This window comes from Armatimonadota bacterium (genome assembly GCA_031459765.1).
Taxonomy (GTDB): Bacteria; Sysuimicrobiota; Sysuimicrobiia; order Sysuimicrobiales; family Kaftiobacteriaceae; genus Kaftiobacterium; species Kaftiobacterium secundum.
The window spans coordinates 1-19046 of sequence record JAVKHY010000003.1; the positions used below are offsets into that span (position 1 = coordinate 1).

General features: G+C 71.0%; 16 protein-coding genes. 11 read left to right on the forward strand and 5 right to left on the reverse strand.

Annotated elements, in window-relative coordinates:
* The 5 genes from fusA to QN141_04700 form a co-directional block, all read left to right on the forward strand.
* The coding region (gene fusA / locus QN141_04680; protein MDR7557767.1) for an elongation factor G at positions 1–1845 on the forward strand (1845 nt) is incomplete at its 5' end.
* Positions 1846–2013: 168 nt separating this feature from the next.
* Complete coding sequence (gene dnaG, locus QN141_04685) at positions 2014–3843, forward strand: DNA primase (protein ID MDR7557768.1); 1830 nt, start codon at positions 2014–2016, stop codon at positions 3841–3843.
* Positions 3818–4933: an RNA polymerase sigma factor RpoD gene (gene rpoD, locus QN141_04690; protein ID MDR7557769.1), complete on the forward strand. Its 1116-nt coding sequence runs from the start codon at positions 3818–3820 to the stop codon at positions 4931–4933. The genes dnaG and rpoD overlap by 26 nt, the downstream gene beginning before the upstream one ends.
* A gap of 98 nt (positions 4934–5031) precedes the next feature.
* Complete coding sequence (gene ahcY / locus QN141_04695; GenBank protein MDR7557770.1) at positions 5032–6285, forward strand: adenosylhomocysteinase; 1254 nt, start codon at positions 5032–5034, stop codon at positions 6283–6285.
* Positions 6286–6334: 49 nt separating this feature from the next.
* On the forward strand, positions 6335–7141 hold the full coding sequence (locus QN141_04700) for a ComF family protein (GenBank protein MDR7557771.1): 807 nt from the start codon (positions 6335–6337) through the stop codon (positions 7139–7141).
* Here the strand turns inward: QN141_04700 and QN141_04705 are convergent.
* Both QN141_04705 and QN141_04710 read right to left on the reverse strand, forming a co-directional pair.
* Positions 7068–8024 (reverse strand): dihydrodipicolinate reductase, encoded by a 957-nt coding sequence (locus tag QN141_04705; protein MDR7557772.1) that lies wholly within the window; start codon positions 8022–8024, stop codon positions 7068–7070. The genes QN141_04700 and QN141_04705 overlap by 74 nt on opposite strands.
* 114 nt (positions 8025–8138) lie before the next feature.
* Positions 8139–9560, reverse strand: coding sequence for a S8 family serine peptidase (locus QN141_04710; GenBank protein MDR7557773.1), 1422 nt, complete (start codon positions 9558–9560; stop codon positions 8139–8141).
* A gap of 149 nt (positions 9561–9709) precedes the next feature.
* Here QN141_04710 and arcC point away from each other — a divergent pair, with 149 nt between their 5' ends.
* Together arcC and QN141_04720 are read left to right on the forward strand one after the other, a co-directional pair.
* Entirely contained in the window at positions 9710–10678 is a 969-nt protein-coding gene (gene arcC / locus QN141_04715; protein MDR7557774.1) for a carbamate kinase, read from the forward strand.
* Between the two features lie 5 nt (positions 10679–10683).
* Positions 10684–11868 (forward strand): pyridoxal phosphate-dependent aminotransferase, encoded by a 1185-nt coding sequence (locus QN141_04720; protein ID MDR7557775.1) that lies wholly within the window; start codon positions 10684–10686, stop codon positions 11866–11868.
* 6 nt (positions 11869–11874) lie between these two features.
* On the opposite strand, the gene QN141_04725 is transcribed toward QN141_04720, so the two are convergent.
* Entirely contained in the window at positions 11875–12381 is a 507-nt protein-coding gene (locus QN141_04725; GenBank protein ID MDR7557776.1) for a hypothetical protein, read from the reverse strand.
* 96 nt (positions 12382–12477) lie between these two features.
* Between QN141_04725 and QN141_04730 the strand changes: the two genes are divergently transcribed.
* On the forward strand, positions 12478–13482 hold the full coding sequence (locus QN141_04730; GenBank protein MDR7557777.1) for a zinc-dependent alcohol dehydrogenase family protein: 1005 nt from the start codon (positions 12478–12480) through the stop codon (positions 13480–13482).
* On the opposite strand, the gene QN141_04735 is transcribed toward QN141_04730, so the two are convergent.
* Positions 13472–14323, reverse strand: coding sequence for a hypothetical protein (locus tag QN141_04735; protein MDR7557778.1), 852 nt, complete (start codon positions 14321–14323; stop codon positions 13472–13474). The genes QN141_04730 and QN141_04735 overlap by 11 nt on opposite strands.
* Before the next feature lie 28 nt (positions 14324–14351).
* Entirely contained in the window at positions 14352–14900 is a 549-nt protein-coding gene (locus tag QN141_04740; protein ID MDR7557779.1) for a nitroreductase family protein, read from the reverse strand.
* Between the two features lie 26 nt (positions 14901–14926).
* Between QN141_04740 and rlmD the strand changes: the two genes are divergently transcribed.
* From rlmD to QN141_04755, 3 genes are read left to right on the forward strand one after another with little or no spacing between them, the layout of a single operon-like run.
* Positions 14927–16273, forward strand: a complete 1347-nt coding sequence (rlmD, locus tag QN141_04745) for a 23S rRNA (uracil(1939)-C(5))-methyltransferase RlmD (GenBank protein MDR7557780.1) — start codon at positions 14927–14929, stop codon at positions 16271–16273.
* A gap of 18 nt (positions 16274–16291) precedes the next feature.
* The gene (locus QN141_04750; GenBank protein MDR7557781.1) at positions 16292–16915 is read left to right on the forward strand and encodes a lysophospholipid acyltransferase family protein; all 624 of its coding nucleotides are present in this window, start codon (positions 16292–16294) and stop codon (positions 16913–16915) included.
* A gap of 13 nt (positions 16916–16928) precedes the next feature.
* Positions 16929–19004, forward strand: coding sequence for a transglycosylase SLT domain-containing protein (locus QN141_04755; GenBank protein MDR7557782.1), 2076 nt, complete (start codon positions 16929–16931; stop codon positions 19002–19004).
* Positions 19005–19046: the final 42 nt, after the last annotated feature.

Genomic DNA, 19046 nt, shown 5'->3' on the forward strand with positions numbered 1-19046 from the left:
CCGGGCTATCCCGACTTCGTCGGCGAGGTGGCGGCTGCGTTGCGCGTGGTGGAGGGCGCGCTCGTCGTCGTGGACGCCGTGGCCGGCGTTCAGGTGCAGACCGAGGTGGCCTGGGGCTATGCCGACCAGGGGAAGGTCAGCCGCCTCGTGATCGTCAACCGGCTGGATCGGGAGAATGCGCGTTTCGAGGCGGTGCTGCAGTCGCTCCGGCAGCGGTTCGGCACGAGAGTCGCTCCCATCCAGATCCCGATCGGTGTGGAGGCCGGGCTGTCCGGCGTCGTCGACCTCCTCCAGATGACCGCCTACACCTTCAAGAACGGCGAGGCGGCCCGGGGCGAGATCCCGGCGGAGCTGCGCGAGGCCGCACAGTCGGCCCGCGAGAAGCTGGTGGAGGCGGCGGCCGAGACCGACGACGCGCTGGTGGAGAAGTACCTGGAGCGAGGCGAACTCACCCAGGAGGAGTTGATGCACGGCCTCCGCGCCGGCGTGAGGGCGGGGACGCTGGTCCCGGTGCTGTGCGCGGCCGCCCTGCGGCTGCTCGGCGTCTCGACGATCCTGGACGCCGTGGCCACCCTGCTGCCCGCGCCCACCGATCGGCCGGAGGTCCCGGCCGCAAAGGGCGGGCAGCAGGAGATCACCCTGACTCCCGACGCCGACGGGCCCACGGCGGCACTGGTCTTCAAGACCGTCGCCGATCCCTACGTGGGCAAGCTGTCCTACTTCCGTGTCTATAGCGGCGTGATCCGCTCGGACTCGCAGGTGCTCAACGCCAGCAAGAACAAGCCCGAGCGCATCGGCCAGGTCTATTTTGTCCGCGGCAAGCAGCAGGAGCCCACCGCGCAGGTCGGCGCCGGGGACATCGGCGCCGTGGCCAAACTCGTCGAGACCGGGACGGGCGATACGCTGTCGGGCAGGGATCAGCCCATCGTCCTCCCGCCTATCGCCTTCCCCCGTCCCGCCATCTCCATGGCCATCGAGCCCAAGAGCAAGGGCGACGAGGACAAGATGGGAACCGCCCTGGCCCGCCTGGCCGAGGAAGATCCCACCTTCCGCGTGCACCGCGACGCCGAGTTGAAACAGACCGTGATCTCCGGCATGGGCGAGTCGCACCTGGAGATCATGGCCGACCGCCTGCGCCGCAAGTTCGGCGTGGACGTCGTCCTGCACCTGCCGCGGGTTCCCTACCGGGAGACGGTCAAAGGCCGGGCCAAGGCGCAGGGCCGCTACGTCAAGCAGACCGGCGGCCGGGGACAGTACGGCGTCTGCTTCCTGGAAGTGGAGCCCCTGGAGCGGGGCGCGGGCTTCGAGTTCGTGGACAAGATTTTCGGGGGGGCCATCCCCAACCAGTTCATCCCCTCGGTGGAGAAGGGGGTCCGCAAGACGCTCGAGGAGGGCGTGCTGGCGGGATATCCCGTGGTGGACGTGCGGGTCACCCTGTACGACGGCAAGTACCACGAGGTGGACTCCTCCGACATCGCCTTCCAGATCGCCGGGTCCATGGCGTTCAAGGACGCCGCGACCGAAGCCGGGCTGGTCCTCCTGGAGCCCATCATGGACCTCAAGGTACGGGTCCCCGAGGAGCAGATGGGCGATGTGATCGGGGACCTCAACGCCAAGCGCGGCCGGATCATGGGGATGGAGCCGCAGGGGGACGGAACGACCGTCGTCCTCGCCCAGGTGCCTCAGGCCGAACTCCTCCGTTACGCCTCGGACCTGCGGTCCATGACCGGGGGACGGGGGACCTTTGAGGCCACCTTCTCCCACTATGAAGAGGTCCCCCCGCACGTGGCCGAGAAGGTCGTCGCCCAGGCCAGGCAGCAGAAGGCCGAGGCCGCCACACGCTGAGGGGATCCCCATCGCCCCGGCGGTATCCCGGGGCCTCGGCGGGAATAATCCCGGCCGCCGACCCGTTGGGCAGGAAGGCTGAGGGTCGTGCCGAACACAGACGGGGCCGATGCGGGAGGGCCTTATCTCCGTCGAGATAGGGCCCTCTCCACTTCCCCCGGGGGACTCATGCGCGGGTACCTGTCGGCCGATATCAAGGATGAGATCCGCCGCCGCGTCGACCTGGTCGACCTGATCAGCGGCCACGTCACCCTGAAGAAGGCCGGACGCTACTTCAGGGGTCTCTGCCCGTTCCACCAGGAGAGGACGCCGTCGTTCTACGTCGATCGGGAGAAGGGACTGTGGCACTGCTACGGGTGCCAGCGGGGAGGCGACGCCTTCACCTTCGTGATGGAAACAGGCCGCCTGTCCTTTGCCGAGGCCGCCGAAGCATTGGCCCGGCGCGCCGGCGTACCGCTCCGGCGCTCCCCCGAGGCCGCCCGGCTGGCCTCGGAACGGGACCGCCTCTACCGGGCGCTGGAGGCCGCGGCCGCCTTCTTCCAGGAGCAGCTGCGGGATCCCGACCGCGGCAGGGTCGCCCGGGACTACCTGCAGCGGCGGGGCGTCGATCAGGCCACGGCGGAGCGGTTCCGCCTCGGGTATGCGCCCGACGCCTGGGGTGAGCTGCTGCGGGCGCTGGGGAACGCCGGCTATCCCCCGGCGCTGCTGGAGAAGGCCGGCCTGGTCAACCTCCGGCCCAGCGGGGACGGCCACTACGATGTCTTTCGCCATCGGGTGATCTTCCCGATCATCGACCTCCAGGACCGCGTGATCGCCTTCGGGGGGCGCGCCCTGGACGGCGGGGAGCCGAAGTACCTGAACTCCCGCGAGACCGCGGTTTTCACGAAAGGCAAGACGCTGTACGCGCTCAACTGGGCGCGCGAGGCGATCCGGCACCTGGATGAGATCGTCGTCGTCGAAGGCAACATGGACGTCCTGACGGCGCACCAGTTCGGCATCACAAATGCCGTGGCGTCGTTGGGGACCGCGCTGACCGCGGAGCAGGTGGCGGCGATGAAGCGGATGGCCTCCCGGGCCATCATCGTCTACGACGCCGATGCGGCCGGCCAGGCGGCGATGGAACGGGCCCTGGCGCTGTTCGAGGAGGCCGATCTGCCGGTACGGGCGGTCGTGCTGCCGGCCGGCGATCCCGACGAGTTCCTGCGCACGCAGGGGGCCGAGGCGTTCCGGTCGCTGCTGGCCCGGGCGCTGCCCATCTTCGAGTACCAGATGGCGGCGGTCGCAGCGCGGGTCGACCCGACAACGGTGGAGGGAAAGGTGCGGATCGTGGACGAGCTGGTCCCGTCGCTGGCCCTGGTCACGAACCCGGTGCGCCAGGCCGAATACGTCCGGCTGGTTGCGGAGCGGTTCGACGTGCGCGAGGACGCGGTGCGCCAGCGACTGCGGCGGCACCGCAAAGGGACGGGGACGGCGGCCGGCTCAGGCCCCGCGTCGGGCGGGGAGCCCGAGGCGATCGCGGCCGCGCCGGACCGGGCGCGGCGCCAGGCCGAGCGGTTGTTGCTGCATCTGATGGTGCACGACGCCCGGTGGCGGACGGCAATCGCCGCCCGTCTGGGACCGGAGGAGTTCAGCGATCCCGTGCACAGAACGCTGGCCGCCGTCCTCTTCTCGGCGCCCGAGGCGGGCGGCGACGTGCTGCGCGACGAACTCGAGGACGAATCCGCCGAGCGGCTGCTCCTCGGGCTGCTGTTCGACGAGCCGCCGGTGGCGGAGAAGGACAGAGAGAAGGCGGTCGGCGACGCCGTGGCCTACATCGTCGAGCGCCAGCCGCAGGCCCGCCGCCGCCAGGCCCTGGAACGGGCCATCGCCGCGGCCCAGGCCGCAGGGGATACGGAGCAGGTTCGACGGCTGCAAAGCGAGTATTTAGAACTGATTGGAGTTGTGCACGCCTCCCGTCCGGGAGGTGGCGACCATGGCCAAGAAGAAGGCGGCGCCTGACGCCGCGCAGACAACTCAGGACGGACAGCAGCAGATGCCCGCGGAACTCCGGGCCCTCGTGGACCTGGGCCGCAAGCGCGGCTATCTGACCCACGACGAAATCCTCGAGCAGTTCCCCGAGGCCGAACAGAACATCGAGTTGATCGATCGCGTCTACTCCGTGCTCCTGGAGCAGGGGATCGACGTCGTCGAGGATGCCAAGGAGGCGGAGGCCAAGGGCAAGGGCGAGGAGGAGGAAGAGGCGCGCGAGGCGGCGGGGGTGGCCATCGACGACCCCGTGCGCATGTACCTCAAGGAAATCGGCAAGGTGGCGTTGCTCTCGCCCGAGATGGAGACCGAACTCGCCCAGCGGATGGAGAAGGGCGACGAGGAAGCCAAGCGCCGCCTGATCGAAGCCAACCTGCGCCTGGTGGTCAGCATCGCCAAGAAGTACGTGGGCCGCGGGATGCTGTTCCTGGACCTGATCCAGGAGGGGAACCTGGGCTTGATCCGGGCCGTGGAGAAATTCGACTGGCGCAAGGGCTTCAAGTTCAGCACCTACGCCACGTGGTGGATCCGGCAGGCCATCACGCGGGCTCTGGCCGACCAGGCCCGGACGATCCGCATCCCGGTGCACATGGTCGAAACGATCAACAAGCTGATCCGGATCTCGCGGACGCTGCTCCAGGACCTGGGACGCGAGCCGACGCCGGAGGAGATCGCCCGGGCCATGGACCTCCCCGTGGAGCGGGTGCGCGAGATCATGAAGATTGCTCAGGAGCCGATCTCCCTGGAGACCCCGATCGGCGAGGAAGAGGACAGCCATCTGGGCGACTTCATCGAGGACCAGGACGCCCTGGCCCCGGCCGAGGCCGCCTCCTTCACGATGCTCAAGGAGCAGCTGGAGGACGTCCTGGAGACGCTCACCCCGCGCGAGCGCAAGGTGCTCAAACTGCGCTTCGGCCTGGACGACGGACGGCCGCGGACCCTGGAGGAGGTCGGCCGCGAGTTCGGGGTGACCCGCGAGCGCATCCGGCAGATCGAGGCCAAGGCGCTGCGGAAACTGCGCCACCCCTCGCGCAGCAAGCGGTTGAAGGATTTCATTGAGTAGTCGCGCCGTCATGGCGGGCCTATCGACCGGGGGCCTGGCCGCCCCGGAGGTGTCCCCGTTATGACGGCGCATCCTGTGTCGCCTGCGGGGGGAACGGTGTGGAACACCATGTGAAGGATCCGTCCCTGGCCGCCCGGGGCCGCCAGCGCATCGCGTGGGCCGAGACGGAGATGCCGGTCCTCCGCCAGATTCGGGCCCGGTTTGCCCGACAGCGTCCGCTGGCCGGGCGGCGGATCGCGGCCTGCCTGCATGTGACGACGGAGACCGCGGCCCTGATGCGCACCCTCGTCGCCGGCGGGGCCACGGTCCGGTTGTGCGCCAGCAACCCGCTCTCCACCCAGGACGACGTGGCCGCGGCCCTGGTCGAAGAGCAGATTCCCGTGTTCGCCATCAAGGGGGAGGACCGCGACACCTACTACCGGCACATCCACCAGGCCCTGGACCTCCGGCCCCACATGACGATGGACGACGGTGCGGATCTCGTCTCCACCATCCACAGCGACCGGACCGACCTCCTCGCGGAGGTCGTCGCCGGCACCGAGGAGACGACCACCGGTGTGATCCGGTTGCGCGCCATGGCCAGGGCCGGCGCGCTGCGCTACCCCATCGTCGCCGTCAACGACGCCAAGACCAAGCACCTGTTCGACAACCGGTACGGCACCGGGCAGTCCACCATCGACGGCCTGCTCCGGGCCACCAATGTGCTGCTGGCGGGGAAGACCCTGGTGGTGTGCGGGTACGGCTCCTGCGGCCGCGGCCTGGCCCTGCGGGCGCGGGGGATGGGGGCGCAGGTCATCGTCACCGAGGTCTCCCCGCTGCCCGCCCTGGAGGCGGTGATGGAGGGGTATCAGGTCATGCCCATCGCTCAGGCGGCGCGCCTGGGCGACGTCTTCATCACGGTGACGGGAAACCGCGCGGTGCTCCGGGGGGAGCACTTCGCGCTGATGAAGGACGGCGCCATCCTGGCGAACAGCGGCCACTTCAACGTCGAGATCGACATTCCGGCCCTGGCCGACATGGCGGTGGAGACGCGCCCGGTGCGGGAGTATGTCCGGGAGTACCGCCTGGCCGACGGACGGCGCCTGTACCTGCTGGCGGAGGGTCGGTTGCTCAACCTGGCCGCGGCGGAAGGCCATCCCGCCGCGGTGATGGATATGTCCTTCGCCAACCAGGCCCTGGCCATGGAGTACCTGGCCAGGGCCGGCGGGGAACTGCGCCCCGACGTCTACGCGGTGCCCGCGGAGATCGACCAGACCGTGGCCCAGCTGAAACTGGAAGCGATGGGCGTGCGCATCGACGACCTGACCCCGGAGCAGCGCGAGTACCTGCAGTCCTGGCGGGAGGGCACCTAGTCCTCCCTGGGGATACCGCGGCCCGACCCGACTCCGTACGCTGGACGGCGTGTTCCTCCTCCGGGCCGCCGTCCGGCTGCTGTTCCCTCCCCGCTGCCAGCTCTGTGGGGCACCCGGTGAGTTTCCCCTCTGCGGCGGATGCCTCCACACCTTTCCGCAGATCCGGCCTCCCTTCTGTCCCCGCTGCGGGCACCCGCTGGTCGCGCGGGGCGCGGCGCCCCTTCGCTGCCGCGGGTGTCCCGGCGAGGGCGCGGCCTACACGCGGGCCCGCGCGTGGGGCGCCTACGACGGGCCCCTCAGGGAGGCCATCCACACGCTCAAGTTCGGCAGGAGGCGGGCGCTGGCCGGGCCGCTGGGCGCACTGCTGGCCGGGCTCGCCGCATCCGACCCGGGCCTGCAAAGGGTCCAGGCGATCGTGCCCGTACCGCTCCACCCGCAGCGGCAGAGGGAACGCGGCTTCAACCAGGCGCACCTGCTGGCCGCAGAGGTCGGTCGCGCCCTGGGCGTTCCGGTAGAGGCTCGCGTCCTCGAGCGCGGACGGCCGACCCCTGCTCAGGCGGAACTGAGCGCCGCCTCCCGGAGGGCGAACGTGCGCGGCGCTTTCATCCTCCGCGGCGCGGTGAGGTGGGCCCGCGTGCTCGTGGTGGACGACGTCATGTCCACGGGGAGCACTGTGGGGGAGTGCGCCCAGGTCCTGCGGCAGGGCGGCGCGGGAGAGGTCGCGGTCCTCACGCTGGCGCGGACCGTCCGCACAGGCCCGGCGGAGGCCGCCGGATCGGCCCTCAGGTGGCCGGGGGGAGCTGCGTGGCGACCAGGAGGCCCGGGGGCGCCGCCAGGACCCGGGGAATGGCGTTGACCAGGACCGCCCAGGTGGCGATGTCCCCGTGGATTCCGCCGTCGATTACCACTGTGATCGGGGGTATCCCGTCGATCCGGATCACATCCCGCCCCCGCCCGACGCCGGTGGCCATGGTCAGGTCCAGGGTGATCCGGGCGTCGCCGTCGCTGTAGGCGCGGCAGACCTGGTGCAGCCCCGTCACCCTGCCGGTGCGATCCGCCTCGGGCTCGACCGTTTCTTCGATCCGCTCCAGCCTCCACCCCAGCGCTCTGGCGACCATCGCCGCCGACTGGGGCAGGCCGACGTGGCCGATCGTCCCTTCGTCTACCCCCCGGCGGAAGGCCTCGACGGTCAGGCCCACGCCGACCTTGCGCTGCAGGGGCTCCCGCCGCTGTCCCGCGTCCACCACCCGCTCCACCGCAATGCGGTCCACGTGACGGCAGGGGGCGGTGAGCACGACGGGCAGCGCGTCCATGACGAATCCGGGGTTCACGCCAAGCCCGATCACCCGCCCGCCGCGCCGTCTGGCCAGTTCGTCCAGCAGCGTGGCCTCTTTCGGATGGTGGTGCCAGGGGTAGGCCAGTTCTTCACAGGTGGAGATGACGTTCAGCCCGGCGTCCAGCAGCGGGACGATCTGGGGCACAACCTGTTCCATGCGGGACTGGGTCGAGTGCAGGACCACGTCGGCGCCGGCGTTCAGGAGGGGGTCGATGGTCCGTTCAACGACAACGGCCGGGGCGCCCGGAACGAACTCCGAAAGCGGCCGGCCGGCTTTCTCGGGATCGATGTCCACGGCGCCGACCAGCTGATATCCGTGTTCGAGAGCCACCTGGGCGATGCCGACGCCGATGGGACCGAGGCCGAACTGAATGACGCGGGGACGGGCGGTCGTCTGATTCATGGGACCGGGCTCTCCACTTCCCGCTGCGCCGGACGACTCCCTTCTGTGCAAAGCGAGCGGGGGAAGCGACGCTTCCCCCGCCCGTCTCCGCCCCCGCGCCGTGCGGCGCGCGTGTTACGGGTCGTCGTCCCGGTCCCAGAGGTGTCTGGGCCAGTGGCGCTGGCCGACCGCCTTGCCGGCGTTCACCAGGCCGTAGCCGAAGAAGGCGTCCCTGCCCCGCGGGCCCAGGTCCTCGGACCGCCTGGCCAGGATGAAGCGCAACAGCAGGCCCGGCAGGCGGCCGTCGATCTTGCTGTCCGCCAGGGCGGCGACCCCGGAGACCGTGGCCGCGGCCTGGCTGGTGCCGCTCATGAACAGGTAGGCGAACATCAGTTGACCGTTGACCATGCGCGGCGGGAAGTAAAAGGTGTTCGCCGCGCCGTAGATCGAGATGCCCGCCGCCGTCGGCAGCCCGCCACCGGGCGCCGCCACGTAGACGAGCCGCCGGCCGTAGTCGCTGTAGGGTGCCAGCGCATCGCTGTTCGTGGTGGCCGACACCCCCACCACCGGCCGGACGCCGGCCGGGGCCTTGACGTCGTCCTTTTCCAGGTCCCAGTTGGTCCCGGAGTTGCCGGCCGAGGCCACCATCAGGGCGCCGCTGCGTGCCGCGTAGTTCAGCGCCCGCTGCAGCGCCTCCAGTTGCTGCGAGCGGACCCAGCGGTGATGGGCCTCGCTCTGGTTGGGCTCGCGCCTGGGGACGACGAACCCCAGGCTCATGTTGATGATGTCTACCTTCAGGCTGGCCGCGTACAGGATGCCGGCGATCACGGTGCTCTCCTGGCCGGTACCCTTCTTGTCCAGGACCTTGACCGAGATCAGTTCAGCCTGCGGGGCCACCCCCGGAACGCGCACTCCCTTGCCCGCGATCACGCTGGCCACATGGGTGCCGTGAACGTGCGTGTCGGCAAACGGCGCCCGACCGGGTACCACCTCGGGCACCAGCGACCTGCTCAGCACCATGTTCACTTTGCCAGCGAGTTCCTGGTGCAGATAGTCGATGCCGGTGTCCAGCACGGCAATCTGGACCCCCTGGCCGAGGTACCCGCGGCTCCAGGCCTCGGCCACGTCGATCCGATTCAGGTTCCACTGGTTGGGGTGAATCGCCGGAACCCCGACGCCTTCCCCTACGGCGCCCTCAGGTTCCACGGAGACCTCGGAGACCACCCCCGAGCCGATGTCGGCGGAGCTGCCGACCGTCATCTCCCCGTCCGGGACCACGGACTGGATCCCGGGCAGCGCCGAGGCCGCCGTGGGGAAGGACGGGTCGGCGCTGGCCACCAGGGCCACGCCGATCTCCGGGAACATCATCAGGACCCGCCCGCCGACCGACTGGATCAGCGTCTCAAAGTCGGCCGGGAGCCGCCCGCTCCGTCCCAGGACCAGGTAGCGCTGCTCGACCTGAGCCGTCGCGCCCTGGCTGGCCGGTCCGAAGGCAAAGGCCGACATGGCCAACGAGACGATCAGCGCGGCGACCAGAAACTTCAGCGAGACGCGCATCTGCGCGCTCCTCCTGCCAGACAAGAGTGCTCCGCGCACCCCCTCCGGTGCGGGAGCCTGTGCCGGTGATGCGGTCTTCCACGATGCCAGCGAGCAAGAACCGTGCCGCCGGGCAAGGGAGCCCCGAACTTCCATCGAAACAAACGACCGTGCCTGTCGCGGTCGTGGCCATCGGCGGCAACTCGCTGATCCGGGATGAGCGCCATCCCACGCTGGCCGGGGAGATCGAGGCCCTGCGGGAAACTTCCACGCATCTTGCGGCGATGCTCGCCCGGGGGTGGGATATCGTGCTCACCCACGGCAACGGCCCCCAGGTGGGCTTCAACCTGTTGCGCTCCGAGCTGGCCAGCCATGTCGCGCCGCCGCTCACCCTGGATGTCCTGGGCGCGCAGACCCAGGGGTCGATCGGCTATCTCCTCCAGCAGATCCTGGGGAACGAGATGCGGGCGCGGGGGATTCGCAAGCGCATCGTCACCGTCGTCACCCAGGTCGTCGTGGATCGTGATGACCCCGCCTTCCACCGTCCTACCAAACCTATCGGCAGGTTCTACGACCGGGAGGAGGCGGAGCGCCTGGCCGCCACCCGCGGCTGGCGGATGGTGGAAGACGCGGGACGCGGCTGGCGCCGCGTGGTCCCCTCGCCGATGCCGCTGGAAATCGTGGAACGCCTGACGATCAAAGGGCTGGTGTATCAGTCGATCGTGGTGATCGCCGCCGGGGGAGGCGGCATCCCCGTGGTCCGGCGCCCCGACGGCAGCCTGGAAGGGATCGAAGCCGTCATCGACAAAGACCTGGCCTCCTCCCTGCTCGCCCAGTCCATCGGCGCCGACCTGTTGCTGATCTCCACGGCGGTCCCCCAGGTGGCCCTCCACTACGGGACGCCGCAGGAGCGGCCGATCGGCACGATGACGGTGGCGGAAGCGAAGCAGTATCTCAGCCAGGGGCATTTCCCGCCCGGCAGCATGGGCCCCAAGGTCCTGGCCGCCGTGCGCTTCGTCGAGGCCACGGGGGGCGAGGCGCTGATCACCTCCCCGGAGGGGATTGAGGAAGCACTGGCGGGGAAGACGGGCACGCGCATCACCGCCGACGCGGCGGTACGACACGCCACGGGAGGATAGGAGCGATGGAACTGCGACTCGCCGACCGGATGGCCGCCCTCGGGACGGAGACGGCCTTCGAGGTGCTGGCCCGCGCCCGCGAGCTGGAGCGCAAGGGCAAGTCGATCGTGCACCTGGAGATCGGCGAACCCGACTTCGATACGCCGGCGCACATCAAGGAGGCGGCGATCAAGGCGCTGCGGGACGGCTACACGCACTATACGCCGTCGGCGGGCTTGCTGGAAGCCCGCGAGGCGATCGCCGAACACGTGGAGGCGACCCGGAAGGCCCCGGTGCATCCCGACGAGGTGGTGATCACCCCAGGGAGCAAACCCATCATGTTCTTCGCCATCCTCGCCCTGGTGAACCCGGGCGACGAGGTGGTCTACCCCAACCCCGGCTATCCGATCTACGAATCCGTGACGCGGTTTGCCGGCGGGGTACCGAAGCCCCTCGTCCTGCGCGAGGAGCGGGGGTTCCGGGTGGATCCGGACCAGGTGCGGCGGGCGGTCACGCCCCGCACACGCCTGATCGTCATCAACTCCCCCCACAACCCCTGCGGCTCGTCGCTGACCCGGGAGGATTTGCAGGTCATCGCCGAATCAGCGCAGCGGGTCGGTGCCTTCGTCCTGGCCGACGAGATCTACTGGCAGATCAACTACGACGCGCCCCATCACAGCATCCTCAGCGTGCCGGGGATGAAGGAGCGCACCATCCTGCTGGACGGTTTCTCCAAGGCCTACGCCATGACCGGCTGGCGGCTGGGCTACGGGGTGATGCCGCGGGTGCTGGCGGCGCGCGTTGCGCAGTTGATGGTGAACTCCAACTCCTGCGCGGCGGCCTTCACCCAGATGGCGGGTATCGCCGCGCTGCGCGGTCCGCAGGAGCCGGTGGCGGCCATGGTCGCGGAGTTCCGTCGACGCCGGGACGTGATCGTGCAGGGCCTGAACGGCATCGACGGGGTCTCCTGCCTCCTGCCCTCGGGGGCGTTCTACGCCTTCCCCAACACCGGGCGGATCGACGCCGACAGCAGGCGTCTCGCCGACTTCCTGCTGACCGAGGCCGGCGTGGCCTGTTTGTCCGGCACCGCCTTCGGCGAAGCGGGGCAGGGCTATCTCCGCTTCTCCTACGCAACCAGCGTGGAGAACATCACCGAGGGACTCCGCCGGATGCGCGACGCCCTCCGGCGCTACCCCGCCTCGGCGGGATAGCGGCGGTCAGGGCGGGCCCAGCGGTCCGGGCCGGAAGCTCCGGATCGCGTTGTCGCACTCCTTCTGCCCGTCGCGCCAGCGCGGGAGCGGTTTGGCGCAGACCGCGACCTGGGTCCGCGCCGCGCCGGCCGCCGCCACCCCCACCGACGCCCACTCCACGCCGTCGCTGCTGCCGGTCACCTCGAACTTGAACCAGAGTATCTCGTCGCTGGTTCTGGGGTCCTGCTGGAATCCGGAGACGCCGTAGATCGGCAGCAGGGAGAAGACGATGCGGCGGATCGACGACTCGCTGCGTCCGTCGGGAGAGGGGACGGTGAAGACCGAGAGGAACTCGGCCCCGGTGTCGGCCTCCGGGGGCGTGAAGCGCGCCTCGCCGGGCCCGGCGGTCCGGCGCACCCAGCCCGCGGGCAGGCGGAGGGAAAATCCGGCGGCGTCGTCCTGGTACTCCACGAACGCCGGGGTCGGCCGGCTGCACCCCGCGGCCATGCCGACCGCGCACAGGAGAACGGCCATCCACCGGGTCACACCGCTGCCACTTCGCCTCCGGCGGGCCCCGCCCCTTGACGGGATCGGGCAGGGGAGGCCGATACGGCGGCGGGAAGAGTACCGATGATGCTGGCGATGCGTCTCCACCGTCCCGCACCCGCCTCCGCGGCGCCCCTCCGCGCGGAGGACGTTCCGCCGCCGGAGCCGCGGGCCGACGAGGTGCTCCTCCGCCTCGAGGCTTGCGGGGTCTGCCACACCGACCTCCACATTGTAGAGGGCGACCTCCCGCCACACCGCCTGCCGCTCATCCCCGGCCACCAGGCCGTCGGCATCGTGGAGCGGGTCGGTTCGGCCGTGACGTCGCCGGCTCCCGGCACCCGCGTGGGCGTGGCCTGGCTGCACCGGACATGCGGGCGGTGCCGGTACTGTCTGCGCGGCCTGGAGAACCTCTGCCAGAGCGCGGTGTTCACCGGCTACGATGTGGACGGCGGCTATGCCCGATACCTCGTGGCCCCGGCCGACTTCGTCCACCCCATTCCGGAGCGCTTCACGCCGCAGGAGGCGGCGCCGCTGTTGTGCGCCGGGATCATCGGCTATCGCTCGCTGCGGCTGGCCGAGGTGGAACCCGGCGGCCGGGTCGGCCTGTTCGGGTTCGGGGCCTCCGCCCACCTGGCGTTGCAGGTGGCGCGGCACTGGGGCTGCACGGTCTACGTCTTTACGCGCAGCGCCGCCCACCGCCGCCACGCCGAGGAGCTGGGCGCGGCCTGGACCGGAGGACCGCAGGATCGGCCCCCCGAGCCTCTGGATGCGGCGGTGGTCTTCGCCCCCAGCGGCGCCGTGGTCGTCGAGGCGTTGACCCATCTCCGTCCCGGCGGCACCCTGGCCATCAACGCCATCCATCTGGACGGCATTCCGGCCTTTGACTACCGGCGACTCTACGGCGAACGCACGGTGCGCAGCGTCACCAACAGCACGCGTCGGGACGGGCGCGAATTCCTGACCCTGGCCGCCGCGATTCCGATCCGCGTGACCAGCGTCCTCCTGCCGCTCCGGGAGGCCAATGCCGCGCTGGCCCGGATGAAGCGGGGCGAGATCACCGGGGCGGCGGTGCTGGACGTCACTGCCTAGGCACCCTGCAGTTCAGGCAGTGGTTGACGAAGGTCAGCTGGAGTTTGCCGAAGACCCGTCCAAAGCCGGACAGTTCGCTGGAGGCGTCGGCCGTCACGGTCTGCCAGACCGTCTGCCCGCTGACCGTGGTGTAGGCGATACGGGTGCCGACCTCGCCCCAGTCGTAGAAGAGCGTGAGTTCGTACAGCGTCCCGACCTCGTCGAGTTCGACCCGGATGGCGTAGGGCGGTCCCGGCCGGACGAGAAACTCGCGCTGCGTCGGCGAGGTGTACAGCCAGTGGGCAATGCGCCGGCGCGTGGCCTCGTCCTTCTTCTGCCAGGGGGCGCCGTACCGGTCGATGGCTTCGTCGACGATCGCCCGGTGCACCCCGACGACGATGAAGTGCCTGGACCGTTCCCGGTGGATGAAGAAGTCGTGCTCGTGGAACGTCTCCGGTCGTTCCTGCTGGGTCTCGATCTTCTCCTCGATCACGCGCTGGATGGTGGCGCGAAAGGGCCGCAGCAGCACGGGGAGCTGCAGCCTGGTGATCCGGACCCGCCGCTGCTTCACGCCGTCGGCGCGCCGCGTTTCGTGGAACGATCCCTCGGCGTAGGTGGTGAGCGTCCCGCCGCGCAGGGTGAGGGTGAGGGTCCCCGAGAAGTCCGCCGTGAGATCGTAGGGCGTCTTCTGGTCGATGCCGAAGACCCGGGCCAGCAGCGCCTCGGCCGACGGCGCCTGGGCGGCCGCCGGCGGCGCCCAGGCCAGGGCCGCGCAGAGGAAGAGCACCGGCCAGGGTGTGACGGCCGGCCGGTCGGAGCGCTTCCTCCGCTCTCCCTCTCTTTGCGCGTGGACGTGCCTCATCGGGCGTGTCGGCGGCGAATCCCGCTCATTATATGCCCCGCCGCCCCCGGGCGGAAGCGCCGTAGCGCTCCCAGGACACCATTGTAGAGAGGGGGCGCCGGCCGCGCCCGGCCAGGATGCGCAGGACGGCGCGCTCGATGGGTCCGCGGCCGCCGGGGTGCGGGTAGCCCAGGGAGATAACGGTGGCGATGACGTGCCCGGCGGGGATCCCCAGCAATGCACCGGCCCCGGCCGCGTCGTGCATCGTGGCGGGACAGGAGGCGACGCCCTCGTTCCAGGCGGCCAGCATCATATTCTGCGCGCAGCGGCCGGCGTCGAACAGCGCGCGCGGCGAGTCGACGACGAGCCCCACGGCGGCGGCGGCCGTGGCGACGTGCTGCGCGAACCGGCCGAACCCGGCCAGGGTCCGGAGCCGGCTGCGATCCCGGACGACGACGAAGTGCCAGGGCTGGCTGTTCCGGCTGCTGCCGCTGCGGCGTCCGGCGTCGAGGATCCTCCGCAGGATGCGGTCGGGGATCGGTCGGTCGGTGAAGGTGCGGAGATCGCGTTTGGTGACGATGCACCGGTAGGTGTCCATGAAGGCTCATTTGTTACAATGGGCCCGTGACCCTGCGGCCTTCCGACGTCGTCGAGCTGCGCATCGACCGGATGAGCTACGGCGGCCGGGGCGTGGCGCGCCTGGACGGCTTTGTCGTCTTTGTGGACGACGCGGCGCCCGGCGACCGCCTGTCGGCCCGGCTGCGGGTTGTGAAGAAGTCCTATGCCGAAGCCGAACCCGTCCGTATCAGCGAGGCGTCGCCCCTGCGGATCGCGCCCAGCTGTCCCCACTTCGGACCCTGCGGCGGGTGTCTCTGGCAGCACCTGGCATACCGGGCCCAGCTGGAGGCCAAACGGGCGATCGTCGCGGAGAGCCTGGCTCAGCTGGGGGGCATCGAGCACGTCGCGGTGCGTCCCGTCATCGGCATGGACGACCCGTGGCGGTACCGCAACAAGATGGAGTTCACCTTCCTGCCCGGCGGCGGACTCGGGTTGCACCGCCGCGGGCGCTGGGACGAGGTCGTCGACCTCTCGACGTGCCTGCTGCCGTCCCCGCGGGTCGTGGACGTCCTCGTCGACGTCAAAGCCTTCGCCCGCCGTCACAACCTCCCGGGCTACGATCCCCGCAGACACCAGGGACTGTTGCGCCAGCTCGTGGTCCGCGAAGGCCGGGCCACCGGCGACCTCCTCGTCACGATCGTCACCGCCACGGGGCAGTTCCCCCAGGCTCGGGCGCTGGCCGACCACCTGGCTGGCAGGCATGCCGGGTTGACCGGAGTCCTGTGGGCGGTCAACCCTGCCAGGGGCGACACGATCGAGCTCCAGGGGGCGCAGGTGCTCTACGGGCGTCCCTACATCTTCGAGCGGCTGCGAGGGCTGACCTTCAAGATCGGACCGGCGACCTTCTTCCAGACGAATACCCTGCAGGCCGAGCGCATGATCGACGTCGTCCGGGAGATGGCGGGGGAGGCGGAGGAGGTCGTCGACCTGTACTGCGGCGTGGGAACCTTCGCTCTGGCCCTGGCCGGGCAGTCCCGCCGTGTGCACGGTGTCGAAGTGGTGGCCGCCTCGGTGGAGGCGGCGCAGGAGAACGCACGTCTCAACGGCATCGCCAACGCCGACTTTTACGTGGCGGATGTGCGGCGGTTCGTCCGCCTGCCGGCGGGGGGTCGTCCCGATCTCGTCATCCTCGACCCCCCGCGGGCGGGGGCCGGCCGGCAGGTGATGACGGCCCTCGGCCGGGCGGCGCCGCGCCGGGTGATCTACATCTCCTGCAATCCGACCACCCTGGCGCCGGATCTGCGCCACCTCCTGCCGGCGGGCTACCGGATCCTGGCGATCCAGCCCTTCGACCTCTTCCCCCACACCTACCACGTCGAGTGCGTCGTGCTCCTCGAGCGCGAGACCCCTTAAGGCGGAGGAGGGCCTGACGTGGAGGACCGCCTGCGGGGCGGGCCGGGCTACCGTCTCCTTCGGGTCCTCGTCCGGGGGCTGCTGCGGGCGGGGTGGGGGCTGCGGGTCAGCGGGCTGGAGTACCTGCCGCCTCCACCCTGCGTGCTGGCTCCCGCCCACGGCAGCGAGATCGACGCGGTCGTGCTCTCCGCCTCGCTGCCCTTCCGGCCGACCTTCCTGGCGGCGCGCGAACTCGAGCGGTTTCCGTGGCTGTTTCGCCTCATCCGGTGGTTCGATCCCGTCTTTGTCCGGCGAGGGGGCCTGGCCGATATCGGCAGCGTGCGCGCCTGCCTGGCACGTCTGGAGCGCGGGGACGTACTCGTCATCTTCCCGGAGGGCCGCGTCGTGCAGTCCGCCGAACCCGGCCCGTTCCACCCCGGCGCGGCGTTTCTGGCGCTGCGGGCGCAGGTGCCGCTGGTGCCCGTCGCGCTCCTCGGTCTGGAACGGATGTGGCCGCTGGGGGCCCGCTGGCCCCGCCCGTCGCGGATCGCGGTGCGCATCGGCCGGCCGCTGCGGCCCCGGCCGGGGGAGGAGCCCGACGCCCTGACCGCCCGGCTGAGACAGGCCGTCGTCTCGCTGCGCCGGGCGGAGACAATCGGGTAGAACCTCTGTGAGGATGCGCCCGGTTCCGTCAATCGTCCTCCTGATCGTGGTGATCGTGGGCCTGGTCGGCGGCGTCGGAGTCGCCGCGCCTCCCGCGGCACCGCCCACGCTCGTCTCCGCCGTGGAGGCGTTTCGGCGCGGGGACTGCGCAGCCCATACCGCCGCCCTTCGGACCCTGGCGGAGGATCCGTCGCCCGCGGGCGCGCGCGCCGCGGTCCTGTTGGCCGGGTGCCTGCGGGCGCAGCGTCGGTACGGGGAAGCGCGCACGATGTTCGAGGTAGCGGCGTCGCGGCATCCGACGCTGGCGGCGTTCCTGCGCCTCCAGGCCGCCGAAGCGGCGGCCGCGGCAGGGGATCTCGAGGCGGCCCTGCGCGATCTCGCCGCCCCGTTCGACGGCGCCTCCCCGGCCGTCTTGCGGCGCGTCGCGGTTCTTCGGGGGGACGCGCTGCTGCGCGCCGGACGGCCGGAGGAAGCCGCGGATGCGCTGCGGCAGGTCCCCGGGCTCGACGGGTCCGATGACGAGATCCAATCCCGCGTCTGGTGGCTGCGCGGCGTGGCGGCGGAACGTACGGGGAATCGCCGGGAAGCGACGGAGGCCTACGCGATGGCGTGGTGGGCCTTCCCGGGCTCGGCGGGCGAATCCGCGGCGGGACTGCGGCTGCGGGCGGTGACCGGTCGATCGTCTCCGCCGATCCCCGCCCTCGCGCGTGTGGAGCGGGCGAGGCGGCTGCTGAAAAGGGGCGAGCCGAAGGCGGCGGAGCGGGAGTGGAGCCTGGCCGTACGGGATCCGCTTCCCGACGATATCGCCGCCGAAGCGTGGTATCATCTGGGCCTGCTGCGCCTGGGGACGCCGGGCGCCGTCAACGCTTTTGTGCGGGCCGCCCGGTATCCGACCCGGTCCGAGGAGACGCAGTACTACCTCGGCGTGGCCTACCACGCCGTCGGCCGGCGCGCAGACGCACTGGCCGTCTGGAACCGCCTGGCCGACCGGCGCAGCCCCTGGGCCTCGCGGGCCTACCTCAACCTCGGCCGGTGGGCGGAGGCCGGGCGGCGGTGGCGCGAGGCGGATGCCTGGTATCTGCGCGCGGCCACCAACGCACCGCAGGCGCCGTCGGCCGACGAGGCGCGGTGGCGACGGGGGTGGATCCGCGTCCGCACCGGCCGGACCGTCGAGGCGGAGCGTCTGTTCCTGGAATACGGGCAGGCGTTCCCCCGCACGCCCCGTGCCCCGGCCCACCTCTATTGGGCGGGCCGCATGAGGGCCGACCGGGGCGCGGATCCCCGTGGGCTGTACCGCATCGTCGCCGAGCGGTACCCGCTGACCTTCTACGGGCAGCGCGCGCGGGCGCGGCTGCGGATGCCTCCGCCGCCGCGCCCGGCTGCGCCGCCCGCCCCGGGACTTCCCGACGGGGAGTTCACCGCCCCCCACCTGGAACTTGCGGCGCTGGGGTTCTCCCGCGAGGCGGCGGAGGAGACGGAGGCCCATCCGGCGTGGGAGACGTCCGCGGAACTGCGCCGGCTGGCGGCGGCGTTGTGGGCCGCGGCGGAGGAACCGGCGAAAGCCGCCGCCGCCGTTGAGCCGCTGGTCGCTTCCGCCCTGCTGCACACAGAAGAGGCCGATCCGGAGGTGTGGCCCCTGGCCTATCCCCGTCCCTTCTGGTCGGACCTGCTGAGCCAGGCGGACCACAGCGGCGTCGATCCCTATCTCGTTCTGGCCGTGATGAGGGAAGAGAGTCGGTTCGATCCGCAGGCGGTCTCGCCGGCACGGGCCGTGGGGCTGATGCAGCTGTTGCCGACGACGGCGCAGGGGATCCTGGGGGCGCGACTGCCGCCGTCCCGCCTGACGAATCCCCAGCTCAACATCCGCGCCGGGGTGCGCTATCTCGCCGGGCTCCTCCGCAGGTACGACGGGAACGTCGCGCTCGCCGTGGCCGCCTATAACGCCGGACCGGGCGGGGTCCGCGCCGTCCGCCACCTGGCGGCAACCGACCTGGATCGGTTCGTGGAGAGTCTGCCCTACGCGGAGACGCGGACCTACGTCCGCCACGTCCTGCAGTCCTACGGCATCTACCGCTGGCTGTACCCCTGACGGCCGTCTGAAGCCCGGATCCGACGGGCATAGTGCCGTTGA